Origin of the sequence: Streptomyces sp. CA-210063 (assembly GCF_024612015.1) — a bacterium.
Lineage (GTDB): Bacteria > Actinomycetota > Actinomycetes > Streptomycetales > Streptomycetaceae > Streptomyces.
The window spans coordinates 2,635,502-2,655,373 of the sequence record NZ_CP102512.1 but is presented as its reverse complement, the minus strand read 5'-3'; the positions used below and the strand labels follow the sequence as shown (position 1 = coordinate 2,655,373).

Below are 19,872 nucleotides of genomic sequence, written 5' to 3'. Positions count from 1 at the left end.
CCGCCACGGCCACCCAGGACACGGCTCGCCGAGGGCACGGCTTCCCGAAGACCCGATGAGAGGACGGAACGACATGGTTCGTGTTTCCTACGACTACGACCTGATGACCGTCCTCGCGCGCCACCTGTGGCACCTCCGGGACGAACTGGACATCGCCTCGCAGTCGGACAAGACGTTCGCCCCGGGCGACATCGGGCCGCGCCCGGAGACGGCCGAGGCGCTGGAGGATTTCTACGGCGCCTGGAAGAAGTCGTTCCGTGAGGGCTGGCAGGTCATGACCGACCTCGGGGACCTCCTCGACAAGGCGGGCAAGGCCTTCTACGACCAGGACGCCTCCCACGCCGCCGGCGCGGCCCAGCAGGTCACCGCCCAGGTCCGCGACGAGGCCACCCGGCACAACGAGATACGCAAGCAGAAGCTGAGCGGCAAGCTCCGCGCGGAGCAGGCCAGAAGGCTGGAGGCCCGCTACAAGACCCAGCAGGCACGCCTGAAGAAGGAACAGGACGCCCTGGTCGAGAAGCGGCGGAAGATCGACGAACAGACCGCGGCCCAGCAGAAGAGACAGGAAGAGCTGAACAAGGAGCAGGAGGAGCTCGCCAAGAAGCGGGAACCCCTGCTGAAGCAGCAGGACGAACTCCAGGCCAGACAGCAGCAGCTCTGGCAGGAGGAGAAGGATCTCCTCAAGCAGCGCGACGAGAAGCTCCAGGCCGAGCGGGACAAGCTGCAGAAGGAGTACGAGGCACTCCGCAAGGACCAGGAGCCTCTGCTGAAGCAGCAGGAGGAACTCCGGCTCAAGCAGCAGCAGCTCTGGGCGGACGAGAAGGCCCTCCGTGCGGAGCGGGACGCGGCCATGGAGAAGAAGGTCACCGCGCTCGAGCAGGAGCAGAAGGCCTACGACGGCAGGCAGGACGCCCTCCAGGAGAAGCAGGAAGCCCTCTGGAAGGAACGGGAAACACTGCTGGGCAAGGGCGGTGCCACCCAGGCCGAGCTCGACGCCTGGCAGCGGAAGCAGGACGCTCTCGACAAGGAGCGGGACGCCCTGTGGGAGTCCGAGGGCAAGGGGCTCGCCGCGCGATGGGATGCCCTGGAGCAGGAACAGCGCGAGCAGGAGAAGGCGTTCGCCCCGTTCCGTGAGCGGCAGAAGGAACTCGATGACGAGCGTGACGCGCTGAGCCGCGCCCAGGAGCCCCTCTCCGAGCGGCAGGACGGACTCCAGACCAGGCAGAAGGACCTCTGGGCCCTGGAGAAGTCCACCCAGAAGGAGGTCGAGGACGCCATGGCGAAGAAGCAGGACCGCCTGGACGCCGACCGCGCCGACCTCCAGACGCGGCTGGACCCCCTGGACCAGGAGTCGAAGGACCTGCAGGACCGCCAGAAGGAGTTGTGGGACGACCAGTCGGAGACCGACAAGGCGCAGACCGCGCTGACCGAGGAGGAGAAGCCCGTCCAGCAACGGGAGCAGGACCTCCAGGACCGCTTCGGCGAGGAGCAGGACAAGCTGCGCGACTGGGATCCGGATCGCGACGACGACGTCGGTCTGCGCAGGGGAATGCGCGGCCAGCTGGACGATCTGCCCGAGGAGGCCTTCGTCCCCAAGGGCTACACGATCGATGACGGCAACAGCACCACGACGGTGTCGTACCAGCTCGACGAGAACGGTGAGATCAAGGTCGACAAGGAGGGCAACCCCGTCGAGACGACGACCACCGTCACCAACAAGAACACGGGGCTGACCTACTCCGAGACCTACCGTCAGCTGCCGTCGGGTGACGGCGACTCCGTGACGACGACCCGGAGCTCCGACGGTTCCGTCACCAAGGTCTACACGGACGCCTCACCCGAAGGAGCGGCCGACGGGACGATGACGCGCTACGTCACCGACGAGACCGGCCGGGACACCCTCCAGATCTGGACCAAGCGGCCCGGTGAGGACTGGTCGTTGACGATGGACAAGGAGACCTACCTCAACTCCGACGCCGGCAGGGAGGACGTCCAGCAGCGCCTGGACAGGCCTCCCGCCTATCTCACGGTGGAGAAGCCGCTCGTCGACGGTGACGGCCGCCCGTCCGGCTCCTCCGCCCCCGGGGAGAGGACCGCGCTGGGGGACGGCGTCACGCGTACCGACTACACGGGCGCCGACGGTTCCGTCACGAAGGTCGTCACGAACGAGGTCACGGGCATCCGCTACGTGGCCGGCGCGAACAACGAGGTTCAGGAGATCTGGCAGCGGCGCGAGGACGGTTCCTGGTACCTGAAGGAGTCCGCCACCCAGCACGAGCGGTACAGCAACCTGCCTCCTCCTCTGGGGGAACTCGGCGAGAACTGGCGCTGACCCCCACCCGCGCGTGACTCCCCCCGCGCCCCCGAAGCTCCCTGCGCGCGTCCTGTGGCGCCGCCGGGTCCGTCGCGCACCGAACCGACCGGTGCGCGCCCAGGCAACAGAAAACGAGGTGCACCATGCCCAAGAACGTCATTGACGATGAGGAAATCGAAGCAACGGCGAAGAAGCTCGACTCCGCCGTCAGCGACACGCTGGTCCCCCAGCTGTCCTCGCTGCAGGCCGACGTCGAGAACCTCCTCCAGGGAGGCCTGCTGCTGACGGCGACCAGCCCGAAGATGCAGACGTCCTACGCGAACTTCAACAAGTCGCTGACCGAGGCTGTGAACAACATCACGCAGTTCTCCAAGCAGTTCCGGGACATCTGCAACGCCGTCAACAACCTGGACTCGCAGATCGCCGGCGGCATCCCCAGCTGAGCCCGTTCCACCCCCGAAACCGGGATGCCGACCCGGATTCCCCCTCCGTCGGCATCCCCTCCGCAGGGGCGCCGGTCCATCTCCCCCGGACCGGCGCCCCTGTTCGATTTTTCGGACAACTGATCGGTAATCTCAGGTTCCTCTCAACAACCCTTGAAAGCTGCCGAACGACTCATAGACTCCCTCATACGGAACCTCACGTTCCACCCACGAACCGTGAGGTCACCCCGGGTACCCGTGCTCAGCCCTGCCCAGCCCACGCCGCCGTCGCGGCGCACGACCGGACCGGCACAGAAGACTCACGCCGGCCCTGGGGGAATCTATGAGAACGTCCATGCCCAGACCCGTTCGGACGGGGAGAGCTCCCGCCTCCGGCGAAGCACCGCCCTCACCCTCCGGAGAAGCGGCACTCTCCGGTGACGGCTTCGTCCGCGGGCTCTACGAAGAACACCACGGTCCGCTTCTCCGCTATGTGTCCGGTCTGATACGCGGCGACCGGCAGCGTGCCGAGGACTTCGTCCAGGAGACCCTGGTACGCGCGTGGCTGAGCACCGCGGACCAGCCGCCGGGCTGGTCACCGTCCCGCGCCTGGCTGATGAGGGTGGCGCACAACCTGGTGATCGACTGGGCGCGGCGCGAGCGCCCGCACGCCGAGATCCAGCACGAACACACCTTGGAGCATCACGCCGAGACCGTGGACCCGATGAGCCAGGCAGAGGAGCGCCGCTTCCTGGTCCACGCCCTCTCCCGGCTCTCGCACCCCCACCGCGAGGTGCTCTTCTACGTCTACGTCCTCGGCTGCACCGGTCCCGACGCCGCCGACGCCCTGGGCATACCGCCGGGCACGGTGAAGTCCCGGACCCATCACGCGATACGGGAGCTGCGCCGTCGGCACCCGGAACACACGCAGGCGGCGGCATGACCACGCCCGCGGTGACGAGCCCCGGCCCGGCCACGTCCGCCCAGGCCGCCCCCGACTCGGCGTACGGATCGGTCCTCGCCCTGGGGAAGCCCAACGACTCCCTGCTCGCGGTCGTCATCGTGGCCGTGGTCGTCCTGCTGCTGCTCTTTCCGCTGCTCCGGCACGTGATTCGCAAACGGGGCGGCTGGCGGCGCTTCAGGCGTGGCGTCGGCCGTGAGCTGACCCTGACCCGGCGGGCGTTCGGTGAACCGCTGCGCACCTACCGGCGTCACCGTCGCGGCGTACGTGCCCTGGCCCGTCAGCTGTCCGACCCCCGAGGTGGCCTGCTCGTACGGCGGCTGCTGGACGCGGCCGCGGCGGCTCTGGCCGACGCGCCGGGGGCGGTGCCCCACGCCGTGCGGACGGAACCCGGGCTCGCGGCCGTACAGATCGCGGCCCGCCCGCTGCCCGAACCGCCCGCCCCCTGGGAGACGCCCGCCGAGCCCGGCCCGCAGCGCTGGGAGCTTCCTCTGGAGGAGGCGGACGGACTGTCGCAGGGCCGGCCTCGCACGGGTGCGCACCTGCGTCCGCTGCCGGTCGCCATCGGCATGGCGGACGACGCCTGTGTCCACCTCGATCTGGCCGCCGGACCACGGCTGATCACCGTCGAGGGCGACGCCGCCGCCCGGGGCCGACTGCTCCAGGCGCTGGCCGCACAGCTGGACCGGCCCGGCAGCGGGGCCTCGGTCACCGTCACGGACGGGGTTCATCCGCAGTACCGGGGGCAGCGGCTCGACGCCGTGCTGCGCGACCTGGAAGAGGCGGCCGAGGAGCACAGGGAGACCGAGGACGCCGGTGAGTTCGACGAGTCCGGGCGCGCCGCCACGACCGTGGTCGTCTGCGCCGCCCCCGGCCGGGAACAGGCCCGCCGGCTGAGCGCCCTCGCCGCCTCGGGCGCCGTCGTCTGCCTGATCGACGGCCGGGTGGCGGGGCACAGCTGGGCCCTGCGGGTCGACGGACGCGGCCGGGTGGTCGCGCCCGAGCTGGGGCTGGACGCGGACTCGGCTCCGCTGGGCGGAGCCGTCGCCGCCGCCGTCCGGGCGGACCGCCGTCGGCTGCGCCGCGAGTCGGCCCCGCGCCGGGGCACACCCACGCGGCAGCGGCCCCGCACCCGGGAACACCAGCCGCGGGAACTCGAGGAAGCCCTGCGACTCGAGGAAACCCTGCGACTCGAGGAGACCCAGACGCTTCCAGAGGAAACCCAGGCGCTCGAGGAAGCCGAGGTCCCCCGGGAGGAGCCGTCGAGGTCCCCCCTCCAGGCCCCGGTCCCCGCCCGGACCACCACCGGACCCGACCTGCTGGCCGAACCGGCCGCCGCCCGGGACCGCACCACCGCGGCCTCCTCCGGCACCCGAGAGGACTAGGGCCCTTCTGATGGATCTCCGCGGCGTCGCGACGCCCGGCACGCACTCTCGCCGCACGGCGTGAAGGGACAGGTGGCTCCGCCACATGACCCTCCACGCCGCGCGCCGCGCGCACGCACCGAACGCCGCTCCTTCCTCCACGGAGATCCATCAGAAGGGCCCTAACGCCCGTCGGCAGGGGCCCCGAGCCCCGCGACCGGCCCCGGCCCGCGACACCGCACCCGAACCGCCCACCCCCGAGCCACCCCCAAGGGGCGCCGTGAAACTCCTCATCACCACGGTCGCCGTCGGCGACGCCACCGGCCACCAGGACGTGCTGTTGAGCGCGTCCGGAAGCACCCCCGTCGAGGACGTCGCCGCACATCTGGCCCAGCTGCGCGCCGGTGACACCGACGAGACCGGAACCCCGCTCGCCGCACCGGGACCGGCCCCGGCCTGCTACCTCGGCGACGAGCCCCTCGCCCCGGGCACCCCGCTGGCCGCCACCCGTCTGATGGACGGCAGCGTCGTCGCCCTCGGCGCCCCGCAGCCGTCCCCGGCCACCGCCTACGGCCCCGAACGCGACGCCATGCCGCAGCCGCACCGGACGGACCACTCACCGGTGGTCGAACTCCAGGTCGTGGGCGGCCCGGACGCCGGACGGGTGCACCCGCTCGGCCTCGGCACCCACGGCATCGGCCCGCTTGAGGACGCGGCCGTACCGCTCGAAGGCCGGGGCATGCCGGGCGAGGGCATCCGCGTGACCGTACGCCCGGACGGATCGGCCATCGTGGAGCTGCCCGAGGGCGGCCCGGCGCGGCTGTCCGTGCCGGAGCCGCCGGAGCACCGGGGCAGGCCCAACACCCCGTTGCTGCCGCTCGCGGAGCAGGACGAGGAAGACGCCGAGGACGCCGCGCCGGAGGGCGCCGCCGACGGCAGCGCGGAACTCCCCGACGGCTGGGTGCTCTGGCCCGTCGGCGCTGAGCTGTCCGTCGGTGAGTATCTGCTGCGGCTGGCCGAACCGACCTCCAGGGATGCCGCGGTGGTGCCGTCCGAGGGCGGCGGCGGTCTCGACTACAACCGGCCGCCGCGCATGCTGCCGCATCTGGCGCCCGAGCGGTTCCGGCTGCCCGGACCGCCCGATCCCCCCGGACGCAGACCGATCCCGCTGCTCGTGGCCCTCGCCCCGATGGTCTTCGGCGTCAGCATGATGTTCTTCCTGAACTCGTACTTCTATCTGATCTTCATGTTCCTTTCGCCGGTGCTGATAGCGGCGAACTACGTCAGCGGACGACGGCAGGCCCGCAAGGACTACGAGGAGAAGTCCAGCGTCTACCGGCAGCGCCGGGCCTCGCTGGAGGAGGACGTCCGGCAGAAGGTCGCCACCGAGCGGCGGCTGCGCACCGAGAGCGCGCCCGACCCGGCGGTGGCCGGACTGTGGGCGGTCGGTCCCGGCCGGCGGCTGTGGGAACGGCGTCGCGGCGACCCGGACCACATGGCCCTGCGCATCGGCACCGCCCCGCAGCCGTCCCTGCTCGGCATCGACGACACCGCCCGCGAGGACAACCACACCGCCGTCCACTGGACGATCCCGGACGCCCCCGTCGGCGTGGACCTCGTCGAGAGCGGCGTGGTGGGCCTGGCCGGAGCGGCCGGCCCCGTGCAGGCCCTGGCCCGCTGGATGACGGCCCAGGCCGCGGTCCTGCACACCCCGCGCGACCTGCGGATCGTCGTCCTCACCGACAAGGCCGCGCAGGACTCCTGGCACTGGGCGCGCTGGCTGCCCCACTCCCGCGACGGCCTGCCCGGCATCCGCGGCGGCGCCGTCACCCTGATCGGCAACGACCCGGAGACGGTCGCCAACCGCGTGGCCGAACTGGTCTCCACCCTGCGCACCCGCCAGCGGGCCGCCGAGTCCACCATGAGCAAGGCGCTGCTGAGCGAACCGGACGTCCTCGTGGTGATGGACGGCGCCCGCCGTCTGCGTGACGTACCCGGAGTGGTCTCGATCCTCAAGGAGGGCCCGGCCGTCCGGATCTTCCCGCTCTGCCTGGACCAGGAGGAACGGCTCCTGCCGGAGGAGTGCACCGCCGTGGTCCGCCACGAGAACCACCGGCTGACCCTGTGCCGCACCGGCCGGCCCGACATCACCGACATCCGCCCGGACCTGGTCGAACCCGAGTGGTGCGAACGCGTGGCCCGGGGCATCGCCCCGATCCGCGACGTCACCCCCGACGCCTCCGAGGGCCTGCCCACGAAGGTGGGACTGCTGGAACTCCTCGGCCTGCCCGAGCCGACCGCCGAGCAGATCGCGGCCCGCTGGGACCGGCGCCCGGCCTCCACCGGCGTCCTGCTGGGCGCCGGCTACGACGGCCCGGTCGCCTTCGACCTGGTCAAGGACGGCCCGCACGGCCTGGTGGCCGGCACCACCGGCTCCGGCAAGTCCGAACTCCTGCAGACCTTCGTGGCCACCCTCGCCGCGGTCAACCGGCCCGACGAACTCACCTTCGTCCTCGTCGACTACAAGGGCGGCAGCGCCTTCAAGGACTGCGTGGACCTGCCGCACACCCTCGGCATGGTCACCGACCTCGACAGCCACCTGGTGCAGCGCGCGCTCACCTCGCTGTCGGCCGAACTGACTCGCCGCGAGCACATCCTGGCCGAGGCCGGCGCCAAGGACCTGCCCGAGTACCAGGGCATGCGCCGCCGCAACCCCGACCTTCCGCCCGTGCCCCGGCTGGTGATCGTCATCGACGAGTTCGCCACCCTCTACCGCGAGATCCCGGACTTCATCCCCGGCCTGGTGAGCATCGCCCAGCGCGGCCGCTCCCTCGGCATCCACCTCGTCCTCGCCACCCAGCGCCCGGCCGGCGTGGTCAGCTCCGACATCCGGGCCAACACCAACCTGCGCATCGCGCTCCGGGTCACCGACGCCGCGGAGAGCATGGACGTCATCGACACCAAGGACGCCGTCAGCATCTCCCCGGCCACCCCCGGCCGCGCCCTCGCCCGCCTCGGCCACGGCACCGTCGTGCCCTTCCAGACCGCCTACGCCGGAACACTCCTGCCCGGCGCGAAGGCGTCCCCGGAGCCCCGGGAACAGCAGACCGTGGAGGAGGCCCGCGTCTGGGGCACCGAACTCCACTGGCAGCGCCTCGGCCGCGCCGCCGGACTCCCCGGCACGGCGGAATCGGACCAGGGCGGCGACCCGCAGGAGGACACGGCGGGCGACGATGTCGCCACCGACCTCAACGCCCTGGTGGCGGCGGTCTCCGAGGCCGCCGAACTCACCGGATGCGCCCCGCAGCCCAGCCCCTGGCTCCCGGCCCTCGACCAGCACCTCCTCATCGACGACCTGCCCCAGCCCGACGAAACCGGCGGCGCCCGCCTGGCCCCCGTCTCCTGGGGTCTGTCCGACCTGCCCGAGGCACAGGCCCAGCTGCCCGTCCGACTGGACTTCGCCGAATTCGGACACCTGTACGTCATCGGCATCCCGCGGTCCGGCCGCTCCCAGGTGCTCCGCACCATGGCCGGAGCCCTCGCCCAGGGCCACTCCAGCGCCGACGTCCACCTCTACGGCATCGACTTCGCCGGCGGCGCCCTCACCGCGCTGGGCGTGCTCCCGCACTGCGGCGCCGTCGTGCCCCGGGGCGACATCGAGCGCCTGGAGCGGCTGTTCGCCCGGCTCGACGGCGAACTGGAACGCCGCCAGGAACTCCTCACCGAGCGCCACGCCGGCAACCTCACCGAGCTCCGCGAGGCCGTCCGCTCCGGCACCCGGCCGCCGCACATCATGCTGTTCATCGACGGCTGGGACGCGCTGATCGAGGCTGTCGCCGACCACAACGGCGGCCGCCTGGTGGAACAACTCAACCGGCTCCTGCGCGAGGGCGCCGCCGCGGGCCTGCACGTCGTCGCCACCTCCGAACGCGCCCTGCTCTCCGGCCGGGCCACCGCCCTCAACGACAACAAGCTGCTGCTGCGCCTGAACGACAAGACCGACTACCACGCCGTCGGCAAGCGGGCGCGCGACGTCCCCGACCTCGTCCTCCCCGGCCGCGGCTTCACCTCGGACGGCGGCACCGAGATCCAGGTGGCGCTGCTCGCCCCCGGCGCCACCGGCCAGGAACAGGCCGAGGCGCTCCGCCGGATCGGCGCCGAGGCGACCCGCCGCGACGCCGGACTCCCGGCCGACCGCAGGCCGGCCCGTATCGGCACCCTGCCGGTGAAGGTCACGTTCACGGACGCGTACGAGAAGGTGGGGAAGGAGTTCCGCCGGCCGATGTGGGGCCTGCTGGGCCTCGGCGGCGACGACGTCTCCCCGGTGGGCGTGGACTTCGCGGACACCGCGCCGACCTTCTCGGTCGTCGGCCCGCCCGGCTCCGGCCGCAGCACCGCCCTGGCCGCCCTGGCCGTCTCCCTGCTCGCCTCCGGCACCCGCCTGGTCGTCCTCGCCCCACGCGAGTCGCCGCTGCGCACCCTCGGCAACCACCCCGGCGTACGGCTGATCACCGCGACCGAGCCCACGGTCGAGGAGTTCACGGAGGCCCTGGAGGCCGGCGGCGGACCCCGGGTCGTCATGGTGGACGACGCCGACCTGTTCGTCCTGCCGGACATCGACCAGAACCTGCGTTCCCTGGCCCAGTCCGGGAGGGACCACGGCATCGGCATCGTCATCGCCGCCACCGCGGAGACCATGACGGGCGCGATGGGCTGGCTCAGCGCCCTGAAACGGCACCGCAAGGGCGTCCTCCTCGGCCCGCAGAGCATCCTGGAGGGCGACTTCGTCGGCGCCCGCCTGGCCCACGCCCATCTGCGCGGCGGCCGCAAACCCGGCCGCGGCCTCACCGTCGACCCGCGTACGGGAGAACTGATCAACGTGCAGATCCCGGAGACCGTCCTCGACGGCGACGAGGGGATCGACACGACGGTCTGACCCCGGCCGGGAGACCGCAGCGCCTGGGGACGAGGACTTCCCGGGCGCTGCCTTAGGCTTACGGAGTGACCAACAGCAGCGACCGGAGTCAGGCAGTGGGCGTCAAGACATACGAAGTACGCACTTATGGATGTCAGATGAACGTCCACGACTCCGAACGCCTGTCCGGTCTCCTGGAGGAGGCCGGGTACGTGCGCGCACCCGAGGACGCCGGCGAGGGCAACGCCGACGTCGTCGTCTTCAACACCTGCGCCGTACGGGAGAACGCCGACAACCGCCTCTACGGCAACCTCGGCCGCCTCGCCCCGATGAAGACCGCCCGCCCCGGCATGCAGATCGCCGTCGGCGGCTGTCTGGCCCAGAAGGACCAGGACACCATCGTCAAGAAGGCGCCGTGGGTGGACGTCGTCTTCGGCACGCACAACATCGGCAAGCTGCCCGTCCTGCTGGAGCGCGCCCGCGTCCAGGACGAGGCCCAGGTCGAGATCGCCGAATCCCTCGAGGCCTTCCCCTCCACGCTGCCGACCCGCCGCGAGAGCGCCTACGCCGCCTGGGTCTCGATCTCCGTCGGCTGCAACAACACGTGCACGTTCTGCATCGTCCCGGCCCTGCGCGGCAAGGAGAAGGACCGCCGCACCGGCGACATCCTCGCCGAGATCGAGGCCCTGGTCGGCGAGGGCGTCTCCGAGATCACCCTGCTCGGCCAGAACGTGAACGCGTACGGCAGCGACATCGGCGACCGCGAGGCGTTCAGCAAGCTGCTGCGGGCCTGCGGAAGGATCGAGGGGCTGGAGCGCGTCCGCTTCACGTCTCCCCACCCCCGCGACTTCACCGACGACGTGATCGCGGCGATGGCCGAGACGCCGAACGTGATGCCGCAGCTGCACATGCCGCTCCAGTCCGGCTCGGACACCGTCCTGAAGGCCATGCGCCGCTCCTACCGCCAGGAGCGCTACCTGGGGATCATCGAGAAGGTCCGCGCCTCCATCCCGCACGCGGCCATCACCACCGACATCATCGTGGGCTTCCCCGGCGAGACCGAGGAGGACTTCGAGCAGACGATGCACGTGGTCCGCGAGGCCCGCTTCACCCAGGCCTTCACCTTCCAGTACTCCAAGCGCCCCGGAACCCCGGCGGCCACCATGGAGAACCAGATCCCCAAGCAGGTCGTCCAGGCCCGCTACGAGCGCCTCGTGGCCCTCCAGGAGGAGATCTCCTGGGAGGAGAACAAGAAGCAGGTCGGCCGCACCCTGGAGCTGATGGTCGCCGAGGGCGAGGGCCGCAAGGACGGCGCCACCCACCGCCTCTCCGGCCGCGCCCCCGACAACCGCCTGGTCCACTTCACCAAGCCCGACCAGGAAGTCCGCCCCGGCGACGTCGTGACCGTCGAGATCACGTACGCCGCCCCGCACCACCTCCTCGCCGAGGGCGCCGTCCTGGACGTGCGCCGCACGCGCGCGGGTGACGCCTGGGAGAAGCGGAACGCCGCGCCTGCGGAGAAGTCGAGCGGGGTGCTGCTCGGGCTGCCGAAGATCGGGGTACCGGAGCCGTTGCCGGTGGCGACGACGGGTGGCTGCGGCGCCGGGCACTAGCGGGTCGAGCTCGGTCGGCTCTGTGGTTCGCGGGCTGCGGGTGCGTGGCGGTTGTTCGCGTAGTTCCCCGCGCCCCTGACGGGGCGCGGCCGTCACCCCTCAGCCGCAGTGGTTACCCTGCGCCTCATGCTCGTAGCCGCTGCCGTATGCCCTTGCCCGCCGTTGCTCGTGCCCGAGGTCGCCGCGGGCGCGGCGCCCGAGCTGGACACGGCTCGTGACGCGTGCGCGGACGCGCTCGGGGTGCTCGCCGCCGCTCGGCCCGACCGGCTGGTGGTCGTGGGCGCCGCCGAACACGGTGGACCGTACCCGGAGGGCTCGCGCGGCTCCTTCCGGGGCTTCGGCGTGGACCTCGACGTCCGCTTGGGGTGCGGCGGCGGCACGGTGCCCCCGGAACCCCGGCTGCCCGCCTCCCTCGCCGTCGCCGCCTGGCTGCTCGACCGCAGCGACTGGGCCGACGCCCCCGTGGAAGGGCTCGGCGTGGAGGAACCGCTCGCCGTCGAGCGGTGTGTCCACATCGGACGGGACATCGCCGCGTCGGCCGCGCGGGTGGCCCTGCTGGTGATGGGCGACGGCAGCGCGTGCCGCACGCTCAAGGCCCCGGGGTATCTGGACGACCGCGCGGCCGGCTTCGACGCGGAGATCGCGCGCGCTCTCGCCACCGCGGACATCGCCGCCCTGAAGGCGCTGGACCCCGGGCTCGCACGCGAGCTGCAGGCCTCCGGCCGCGCCCCCTGGCAGATCCTGGCGGGCGCCGCCGAGGACGCCGGCCTGGGCGGCGGCTTGCTGTACGACGACGCGCCGTACGGAGTGGGCTATCTGGTGGCCGCCTGGTCGTAGACCGAACTCGGCGGGTGGGACACGACGGTCGGACACGGCGGACGGCCGGGAGCCGTTGTGGCTCCGCGGCCGTCCGCCGATGTGCAGGTGTTCAGGAAGCGGGAGGCGGCGGCGTGGAGTCACCGCCCGGAGGCTGACGCGTGGGGCCGCCACCCGTGTGCGGGGGCGTGATGCCGCCGTCGTCCTCCTTGTGCGCGAGTCGGTCCATGGCGTGCTTCGCCTTGCCCGTGCCCGACTGGATCTTGTCGCTGTACTTGCCCTTGGTCGTCTTGTCGACCGTCTGCGCGGCCTTGTCGAGACCGTGCTGGATCTTGCCCTCATGCTTCTGCGCGAGGTGCGAGACCTTGTCCTTGGCCGGGGAGAGTTTGGATTTCACGTTATCCAGCAGACCCATGGTTCACCTTCCCGCGCGGTCGGTTACTTGCGGGCGCCTTCACTGGCCTCGTTGTCGGCCGCCTTCTCGGCGGTCTGCTGCTTCGGGATCTCCACGTCGTCTGCCTCGTCGACACCCTCCGCCGCAGGCTCGGGCGACTCGGCCTCGTGGTCGGCCGCGGCTTCGGGCCGGTCGGCCTCCGTCGATCCTTTCGCCTCGTCCGACTCCTCAGCCTCGGTCTCGGCGGCCGGCGCGGACACCGTCACGGCGGCCTCGTCCGCGTCCTTCGCCTTGCGACGGAACAGTGAAAAAACGCCCATATCAACCTCAATGCTAATCATGCGGGTTAATTCCCGCGCTCTCCCGGAGCGTCCCATTGCGTCACCCGGGTCGCCGGTACTCGAATCCGGCGCTTCGAACTCGCAACACGCAACGACCCCGGCCCCCTCGCGTCACGTAGCTCGTTCGAGAAGAGGCCCCGACATTTGCGAGACTGGGGCGGTGAGTAGCGCAGTTCCCCCTCCGCGGGTCATCGCCGTCGTCGGACCGACCGCGGCCGGAAAGTCCGATCTGGGTGTCTTTCTGGCCCAGCGCCTCGGCGGCGAGGTCGTCAACGCCGATTCCATGCAGCTCTACCGGGGGATGGACATCGGCACCGCCAAGCTGACCCCCCGGGAGCGCGACGGAGTCCCGCACCACCTGCTGGACATCTGGGACGTCACGGTCACCGCCAGCGTCGCCGAGTACCAGCGGCTCGCCCGCGCGCGCATCGACGCCCTGCTCGCCGAGGGCCGCTGGCCGATCCTGGTGGGCGGCTCCGGGCTGTACGTCCGCGGGGCCGTCGACAACCTCGAGTTCCCCGGCACCGACCCCGACGTCCGCGCCCGCCTGGAGGAGGAGCTGATCCTGCGCGGCTCCGGCGCGCTGCACGCCCGGCTCGCCGCCGCCGACCCCGAGGCCGGGATCGCGATCCTGCCCAGCAACGGCCGCCGTATCGTCCGCGCCCTCGAAGTGATCGAGATCACCGGAAAGCCGTTCACGGCGAACCTGCCGGGCCATGACTCGATCTACGACACCGTCCAGATCGGCGTCGACGTGGCGCGCCCCGAACTCGACGAGCGCATCACCCGCCGCGTCGACCGCATGTGGGACGCCGGACTCGTCGACGAAGTGCGCGCACTCGAGGCGCAAGGGTTGCGCGAGGGGCGTACGGCGTCGCGTGCGCTCGGCTACCAGCAGGTCCTCGCCGCGCTCGCCGGGCAGTGCACCATGGACGAGGCGCGCGCCGAGACGGTACGTGCCACCAAGCGCTTCGCGCGCCGCCAGGATTCATGGTTCAGACGCGACCCGCGGGTGCATTGGCTCAAGGGGGGTCTCGCCGACCTGACGGAACTCCCGCAGCTCGCACTGACGTTGCTCGAACGACCGGTTACAGCCTGATCACGTCATGGCATCGGGTCGCCCCGGCGGTCATCCCGGCCTCCGGGGGCGTGCCATCATCGAGCTTCGATCGACCAAGTGGAGTCCGAGTTGGGAGGGCGCGTGGCGATGGAGGCCGGCCCTCGCGACACCGCACAAGGCGCGGAGCACAGCACCGCGGAGGACGCGGAGCAGCTGGTTACCGAGGGGTACGCACTGGACCCCGACGGCGATCCGCTGAGCCCGGACGGGCCCGACGACCAGACTCCCGGTGGCGTGAGCGACGACGGACCGGAACCGGACGAGATGTCCGGGCCGGAGGTCGAGGTCGAGCTGCGCCCCCAGCGCAGGCTGCGGCTCTGGCAGCTCGCGCCCATCGTGGGCCTCGCCGCGGTCGGCTCCCTGATGTTCGCCTTCCCGCTCGCCTTCGAGTTCGGTGACGGCGGCGCCGTGGTCGCCATGCTCGGTCTGCTGATCTGCGCCACCGCCGCCGGCTGGGGCATGATGGCCGCCCGCCGGGTCGGCTACACCTGGCCGGGCCTGCCCCAGCGGGGCTCCGGCCGCCGTCCGGACTGGCGGCTCGTCCTCGCGTACGCCCTGGTGCTCGCCGCGGTCGCCTTCCTGGCCGTGTGGCGGGTGGCCCGGCTCCGCTGAGGCCCGGTCCTCGGACGCGCTGTCGTACCCACGCCGTACGATCGAGGAATGAGCACGCGGATCGCCTTCCTCAAGGGGCACGGGACCGAGAACGACTTCGTGATCGTCCCGGACCCCGAGAACGTCATCGACCTCTCCCCGGCCACCGTCGCCGCCCTGTGCGACCGCCGCGCGGGCATCGGGGGCGACGGCGTGCTGCACGTCGTACGGTCCGCCGCGCACCCCGAGGCCAAGGAGCTGGCGGCCGAGGCGGAGTGGTTCATGGACTACCGCAACGGCGACGGGTCGATCGCCGAGATGTGCGGAAACGGCGTCCGGGTGTTCGCCCGCTACCTCCAGCACTCCGGTCGGGTCACCGAAGGCGATCTCGCCATCGCCACGCGCGGGGGCGTGAAGAGCGTCCACATCGCCAAGAACGGCGACATCACGGTCGGCATGGGCGGCGCGCGCCTGCCCGAAGGCGACGTCACGGTGAGCGTCGGCGAGCGCAGCTGGCCCGCGCGCAACGTGAACATGGGCAACCCGCACGCGGTCGCCTTCGTCGACGACCTCGCCGACGCCGGCGATCTGTACGCGCCGCCGCCCTTCAGCCCGGCCTCCGCCTACCCGGACGGGGTCAACGTCGAGTTCGTCGTCGACCGCGGCCCGCGCCACGTGGCGATGCGCGTCCACGAGCGCGGCTCCGGCGAGACCCGCTCCTGCGGCACCGGCGCGTGCGCCGTCGCCGTGGCCGCCGCCCGCCGCGACGGCGCCGACCCGGCCGTCACGGGAACCCCGGCGACGTACACCGTCGACGTGCCCGGCGGAACGCTCGTCATCACCGAACGGCCGGACGGCGAGATCGAGATGACCGGTCCCGCGGTGATCGTCGCCGAGGGCGAGATCGACGCCAAGTGGCTGGAAAACGCGGCGCGTTGAGGTGTGGTAGGGCTTGACATGGCGGCGTCCGGAGCGTGTGCGCCGAACGCATCCAAGTCAACGTGGCGTTCAGACGTACGAATCCATGGCGCGCCCCGGGTGGAGTGGCTCAAAACCGTAAACGTCGGAACCATCGCTCGAATGGGTGATCCGTTTCACGCTCGGCGAGAGGCGGTCGGACGGGCGTGATGGGCTCGGTAGCATCAAGCACCGGCACGGACGGGGGAACGACACGATCCCCTGAGCCGCCGCACGCCATGGGGCACCCGTCCGCCGGTCCACGCAGCCGGAGGTGCCCATGAGCGCGGAGGCCACGAACCCCGCCGTATCGCCCGCCCCTGCGCCGCCCACAACGAACCGCAGGAAGGGCCGACCCCGTATCGACCTGCGCCGTCTGGGCCGCGCCGCACTCCTGGGCCCGGCCACCCGCGACCGGTTGCCCGACGCGATCAGCCATCTCGCCGACGCGCACCGCGCCCACCATCCCGACGCCGACCTGGACCCGCTGCGCCGGGCGTACGTCCTCGCCGAGTCCTCGCACCGCGGTCAGATGCGCAAGAGCGGTGAGCCGTACATCACACACCCGCTCGCCGTGACACTGATCCTCGCCGAACTCGGCGCCGAGACAACGACGCTGACGGCCTCTCTGCTCCATGACACCGTCGAGGACACGGATGTGACCCTCGATCAGGTGCGCGAGGAGTTCGGCGAGGAGGTGCGCTATCTCGTCGACGGCGTCACCAAGTTGGAGAAGGTCGACTACGGCGCCGCCGCCGAGCCCGAGACCTTCCGCAAGATGCTCGTCGCCACCGGCAACGACGTCCGCGTGATGTCGATCAAACTCGCCGACCGGCTGCACAACATGCGCACCCTCGGCGTGATGCGCCCCGAGAAGCAGGAACGCATCGCCAAGGTCACCCGGGACGTGCTGATCCCGCTCGCCGAACGGCTCGGCGTCCAGGCGCTCAAGACCGAGCTGGAGGACCTCGTCTTCGCGATCCTCCACCCCGAGGAGTACGAGCACACACGCGCACTCATCGTCGACAACGCCGCGCGGGAGAACGACCCGCTCGCCGAGATCTCCGAAGAGGTGCGCGGCGTCCTGCGCGAGGCCGGCATCCAGGCCGAAGTCCTCATAAGGCCACGGCACTTCGTCTCCGTGCACCGGGTCTCCCGAAAACGCGGACAGCTGCGCGGCTCCGACTTCGGCCGGCTCCTGGTCCTCGTCAACGAGGACGCCGACTGCTACGCGGTCCTCGGCGAACTGCACACCTGCCTCACGCCCGTGGTCTCGGAGTTCAAGGACTTCATCGCCGTACCGAAGTTCAACCTCTACCAGTCGCTGCACACGGCCGTCGCCCGCGGCGACGGCCAGGTCGCCGAAGTCCTCATCCGTACGCACCAGATGCACAAGGTCGCCGAGGCCGGCGTCGTCGCGCTGGGCAATCCCTACGCCGCTCCCGCGGAGGAGCAGACCGACGGCGAGGGCGAGCGCGTCGACCCGACCCGCCCCGGCTGGCTCTCCCGGCTCCTCGACTGGCAGGAGGCGGCACCGGACGCGGACATGTTCTGGTCGACCCTGCGCGAGGACCTCGCCCAGGACCGCGAGATCACCGTCTTCCGGCCCGACGGGGGCACGTTGGGCCTTCCCGAGGGCGCCAGCTGCGTGGACGCCGCGTACGCACAGTACGGCGAGGACGCGCACGCCTGCATCGGCGCCCGCGTCAACGGCCGCCTGGCGACGCTGAGCACGGTCCTGAAGGACGGCGACACGGTCCAGCTCCTCATGGGCCAGGACCCCGCCTCCGAGCCCTCCAGAGAGTGGCTGGAGCACGCCCGCACGCCCGGCGCGCGCATCGCCATCCAGCGCTGGCTCGCCACCCACCCCTCGCCCGCCGCCGAGGAGCACGAGGAGCGTGACGGCGAACGCAAGGACGAGACCCCGGCCCCCCGCCCCGCCCACGACGAGGCCGCCGCCACCTCCGGCGCCGCGAACGCCGTGGTCGTCGTCGGCCGGCCCGAGGTGAGCGTCCGCCTCGCCGGCTGCTGTACGCCCGTACCGCCCGACGAGGTCACCGGATTCGCCGTCCGCGGGGGAGTGGTGACCGTGCACCGCGTCGAATGCGCCGCCGTGACGCGCATGAAGGGCCTGGGGCGCGCGGAGATCGATGTGCGCTGGGGCGACACCACGGAGTTCCGGGTCACCCTCGTCGCCGAGTCCTTCCAGCGGCCCCACCTCCTCGCCGATCTCACCGAGGCCATCGCCCTGGAGGGCGTCGCCATCGTCTCCGCCACCGTCGAGCCGCCGACCCAGCAGCGCGTCCGGCACACCTACACGCTGCAACTCCCGGACGCCGCCCACCTCCCGGCCCTGATGCGGGCCATGCGGAACGTGCCGGGCGTCTACGACGTGGGCCGGGCCCAGCACCAGGCGCCGGCCGCGCACTGATCCCGGCGGGCGGGCGTGCACCGGCGCCGGCGGGCGGGCGCAGACCGGCCCCGGCGGGTGGGGGCGGCTCGGCCGACGGCGGGCCGCTCGTTCGGGTGGGATCGCCGCGCGTCGTCACCGGGGAGCGGAGACGCGCTGGTAGCGGTGGTCCATGCCGCTCACCCCACGCCCCAGGAGCCGCCGCGTCCAGACGGCGCTGCTCGCCTCCGCCGTCTCCGTCTGCCTGATCGCCGCCGGCGCCCCCTCACCCGCCGTGCCCCTCGGCATCGGCGACCGGCTCTTCCCGCACCTCGGCAACCCGGGATACGACGTGCGGTCGTACGACCTCGACTTCACCTACCCCGGCAGCAACCGTCAGCCGCTCACGGCCGTCACCACGATCGACGCGCGAACCACCTCCCGCCTGGAACTGGTCAACCTTGACTTCTCGCACGGGAAAGTGCGTTCCGTCGAGGTCGACGGGGCACCCGCCGCCTTCACGAGCGCGGGCGAGGACCTGGTGATCACACCCCGGGAACCGCTCCCCGAGGACAGCCGGACACGCATCACCGTGCGGCACACCAGCAGCCCCGTGTACACGGGGGACGAGGAGGGCGGGTGGCTGCGGACCGCGGACGGGCTCGCGATGGCCAACCAGGCCGACGCGGCGCACGTGGTGTTCCCCTGCAACGACCACCCCTCCGACAAGGCGATGTTCACCGTCCGGGTCACCGTGCCCGACGGCTACACGGCCGTCTCCAACGGCGTCGCCGCCGGGACGGCCCGCGCCCCGGGCGGCACCACCTGGACGTACCGCACCGAGCACCCCATGGCCACCGAGCTGGCCCAGGTCTCCATCGGCCGCTCCGCCGTGCTGCACCGGGACGGCCCCGACGGCCTGCCCGTACGGGACGTGGTCCCGGCCAAGGACCGCGAGAAGCTCGAACCGTGGCTCAAGAAGACCCCCGCCCAGATCGAGTGGATGGAGGGCAAGGTCGGCCGGTACCCCTTCGAGACGTACGGCGTGCTGATCGCCGAGGCGCAGACCGGGTTCGAGCTGGAGACGCAGACCCTCTCCCTCTTCGAGAGGGAACTGTTCACACGGACCGAGTACCCCAAGTGGTACGTCGAGTCGATCATGGTGCACGAGCTGGCCCACCAGTGGTTCGGCAACAGCGTCAGCCCCCGCACCTGGTCCGACCTGTGGCTGAACGAGGGACACGCCACCTGGTACGAGGCCCTGTACGCCGAGGAGACCGCCGGCAGGTCCTTGGCGGCGCGCATGAAGGCCGCCTACGGCGCCTCCGACCGCTGGCGCGCCGCCGGGGGACCGCCGGCGGCGCCCAGGAAGCCCGAGGCCGGCCAGAAGATCGGCATCTTCAGGGCGAACGTCTACGACGGTGCCGCGCTCTTCCTGTACGCCCTGCGCGAGGAGATCGGCGGCCCCGCCTTCGCCCGGCTGCAGCGGACCTGGGTCGCCGTCCACCGGGACGGTGTCGCCTCGACCGCCGACTTCCAGGAACTCGCCTCCCGGATCGCCGGACGCGACCTGGGCGACTTCTTCCACGCCTGGCTGCATGAGGTGAAGACCCCGCCCATGCCGGGGCACCCGGACTGGGAGTCGGCTCCGGTGCGGGCGTCGGCGAAGCGGTAG

14 protein-coding genes are annotated in these 19,872 nt (G+C 71.8%); 12 read left to right on the top strand and 2 right to left on the bottom strand.

The features are described from left to right. Positions 1–73: 73 nt before the first annotated feature. The 7 genes from JIX56_RS11425 (at position 74) to JIX56_RS11395 (ending at position 12,426) form a co-directional block, all read left to right on the top strand. Positions 74–2,332 (top strand): hypothetical protein, encoded by a 2,259-nt coding sequence (locus JIX56_RS11425; RefSeq protein ID WP_257539841.1) that lies wholly within the window; start codon positions 74–76, stop codon positions 2,330–2,332. Positions 2,333–2,457: 125 nt separating this feature from the next. After that, positions 2,458–2,757 (top strand): hypothetical protein, encoded by a 300-nt coding sequence (locus tag JIX56_RS11420; protein WP_257539839.1) that lies wholly within the window; start codon positions 2,458–2,460, stop codon positions 2,755–2,757. Positions 2,758–3,091: 334 nt separating this feature from the next. After that, the gene (locus JIX56_RS11415; protein WP_257539838.1) at positions 3,092–3,679 is read left to right on the top strand and encodes a sigma-70 family RNA polymerase sigma factor; all 588 of its coding nucleotides are present in this window, start codon (positions 3,092–3,094) and stop codon (positions 3,677–3,679) included. After that, on the top strand, positions 3,676–5,082 hold the full coding sequence (locus JIX56_RS11410) for a hypothetical protein (RefSeq protein WP_257539836.1): 1,407 nt from the start codon (positions 3,676–3,678) through the stop codon (positions 5,080–5,082). The genes JIX56_RS11415 and JIX56_RS11410 overlap by 4 nt, the downstream gene beginning before the upstream one ends. 259 nt (positions 5,083–5,341) lie before the next feature. Further along, a complete protein-coding gene (locus JIX56_RS11405) occupies positions 5,342–9,997 on the top strand; it encodes an FtsK/SpoIIIE domain-containing protein (protein ID WP_257539834.1) in 4,656 nt (1,551 codons plus the stop codon). A 65-nt stretch (positions 9,998–10,062) separates the two neighbouring features. Then, a complete protein-coding gene (gene miaB / locus JIX56_RS11400; protein ID WP_257539832.1) occupies positions 10,063–11,589 on the top strand; it encodes a tRNA (N6-isopentenyl adenosine(37)-C2)-methylthiotransferase MiaB in 1,527 nt (508 codons plus the stop codon). A 126-nt stretch (positions 11,590–11,715) separates the two neighbouring features. Next, on the top strand, positions 11,716–12,426 hold the full coding sequence (locus JIX56_RS11395) for a class III extradiol dioxygenase subunit B-like domain-containing protein (protein ID WP_257539830.1): 711 nt from the start codon (positions 11,716–11,718) through the stop codon (positions 12,424–12,426). A 91-nt stretch (positions 12,427–12,517) separates the two neighbouring features. On the opposite strand, the gene JIX56_RS11390 is transcribed toward JIX56_RS11395, so the two are convergent. Continuing rightward, the gene (locus JIX56_RS11390) at positions 12,518–12,820 is read right to left on the bottom strand and encodes an antitoxin (protein WP_257539828.1); all 303 of its coding nucleotides are present in this window, start codon (positions 12,818–12,820) and stop codon (positions 12,518–12,520) included. Between the two features lie 23 nt (positions 12,821–12,843). Then, on the bottom strand, positions 12,844–13,119 hold the full coding sequence (locus JIX56_RS11385; RefSeq protein WP_257539826.1) for a hypothetical protein: 276 nt from the start codon (positions 13,117–13,119) through the stop codon (positions 12,844–12,846). A gap of 181 nt (positions 13,120–13,300) precedes the next feature. Between JIX56_RS11385 and miaA the strand changes: the two genes are divergently transcribed. The 5 genes from miaA (at position 13,301) to JIX56_RS11360 (ending at position 19,872) form a co-directional block, all read left to right on the top strand. After that, complete coding sequence (gene miaA, locus JIX56_RS11380) at positions 13,301–14,239, top strand: tRNA (adenosine(37)-N6)-dimethylallyltransferase MiaA (protein ID WP_257539824.1); 939 nt, start codon at positions 13,301–13,303, stop codon at positions 14,237–14,239. Positions 14,240–14,347: 108 nt separating this feature from the next. Next, positions 14,348–14,872, top strand: a complete 525-nt coding sequence (locus JIX56_RS11375; protein WP_257539822.1) for a hypothetical protein — start codon at positions 14,348–14,350, stop codon at positions 14,870–14,872. Positions 14,873–14,920: 48 nt separating this feature from the next. Continuing rightward, positions 14,921–15,790: a diaminopimelate epimerase gene (gene dapF / locus JIX56_RS11370; protein ID WP_257539820.1), complete on the top strand. Its 870-nt coding sequence runs from the start codon at positions 14,921–14,923 to the stop codon at positions 15,788–15,790. 298 nt (positions 15,791–16,088) lie between these two features. Then, positions 16,089–18,239, top strand: coding sequence for a RelA/SpoT family protein (locus JIX56_RS11365; protein WP_257539818.1), 2,151 nt, complete (start codon positions 16,089–16,091; stop codon positions 18,237–18,239). A 151-nt stretch (positions 18,240–18,390) separates the two neighbouring features. After that, a complete protein-coding gene (locus JIX56_RS11360; protein ID WP_257539817.1) occupies positions 18,391–19,872 on the top strand; it encodes a M1 family metallopeptidase in 1,482 nt (493 codons plus the stop codon).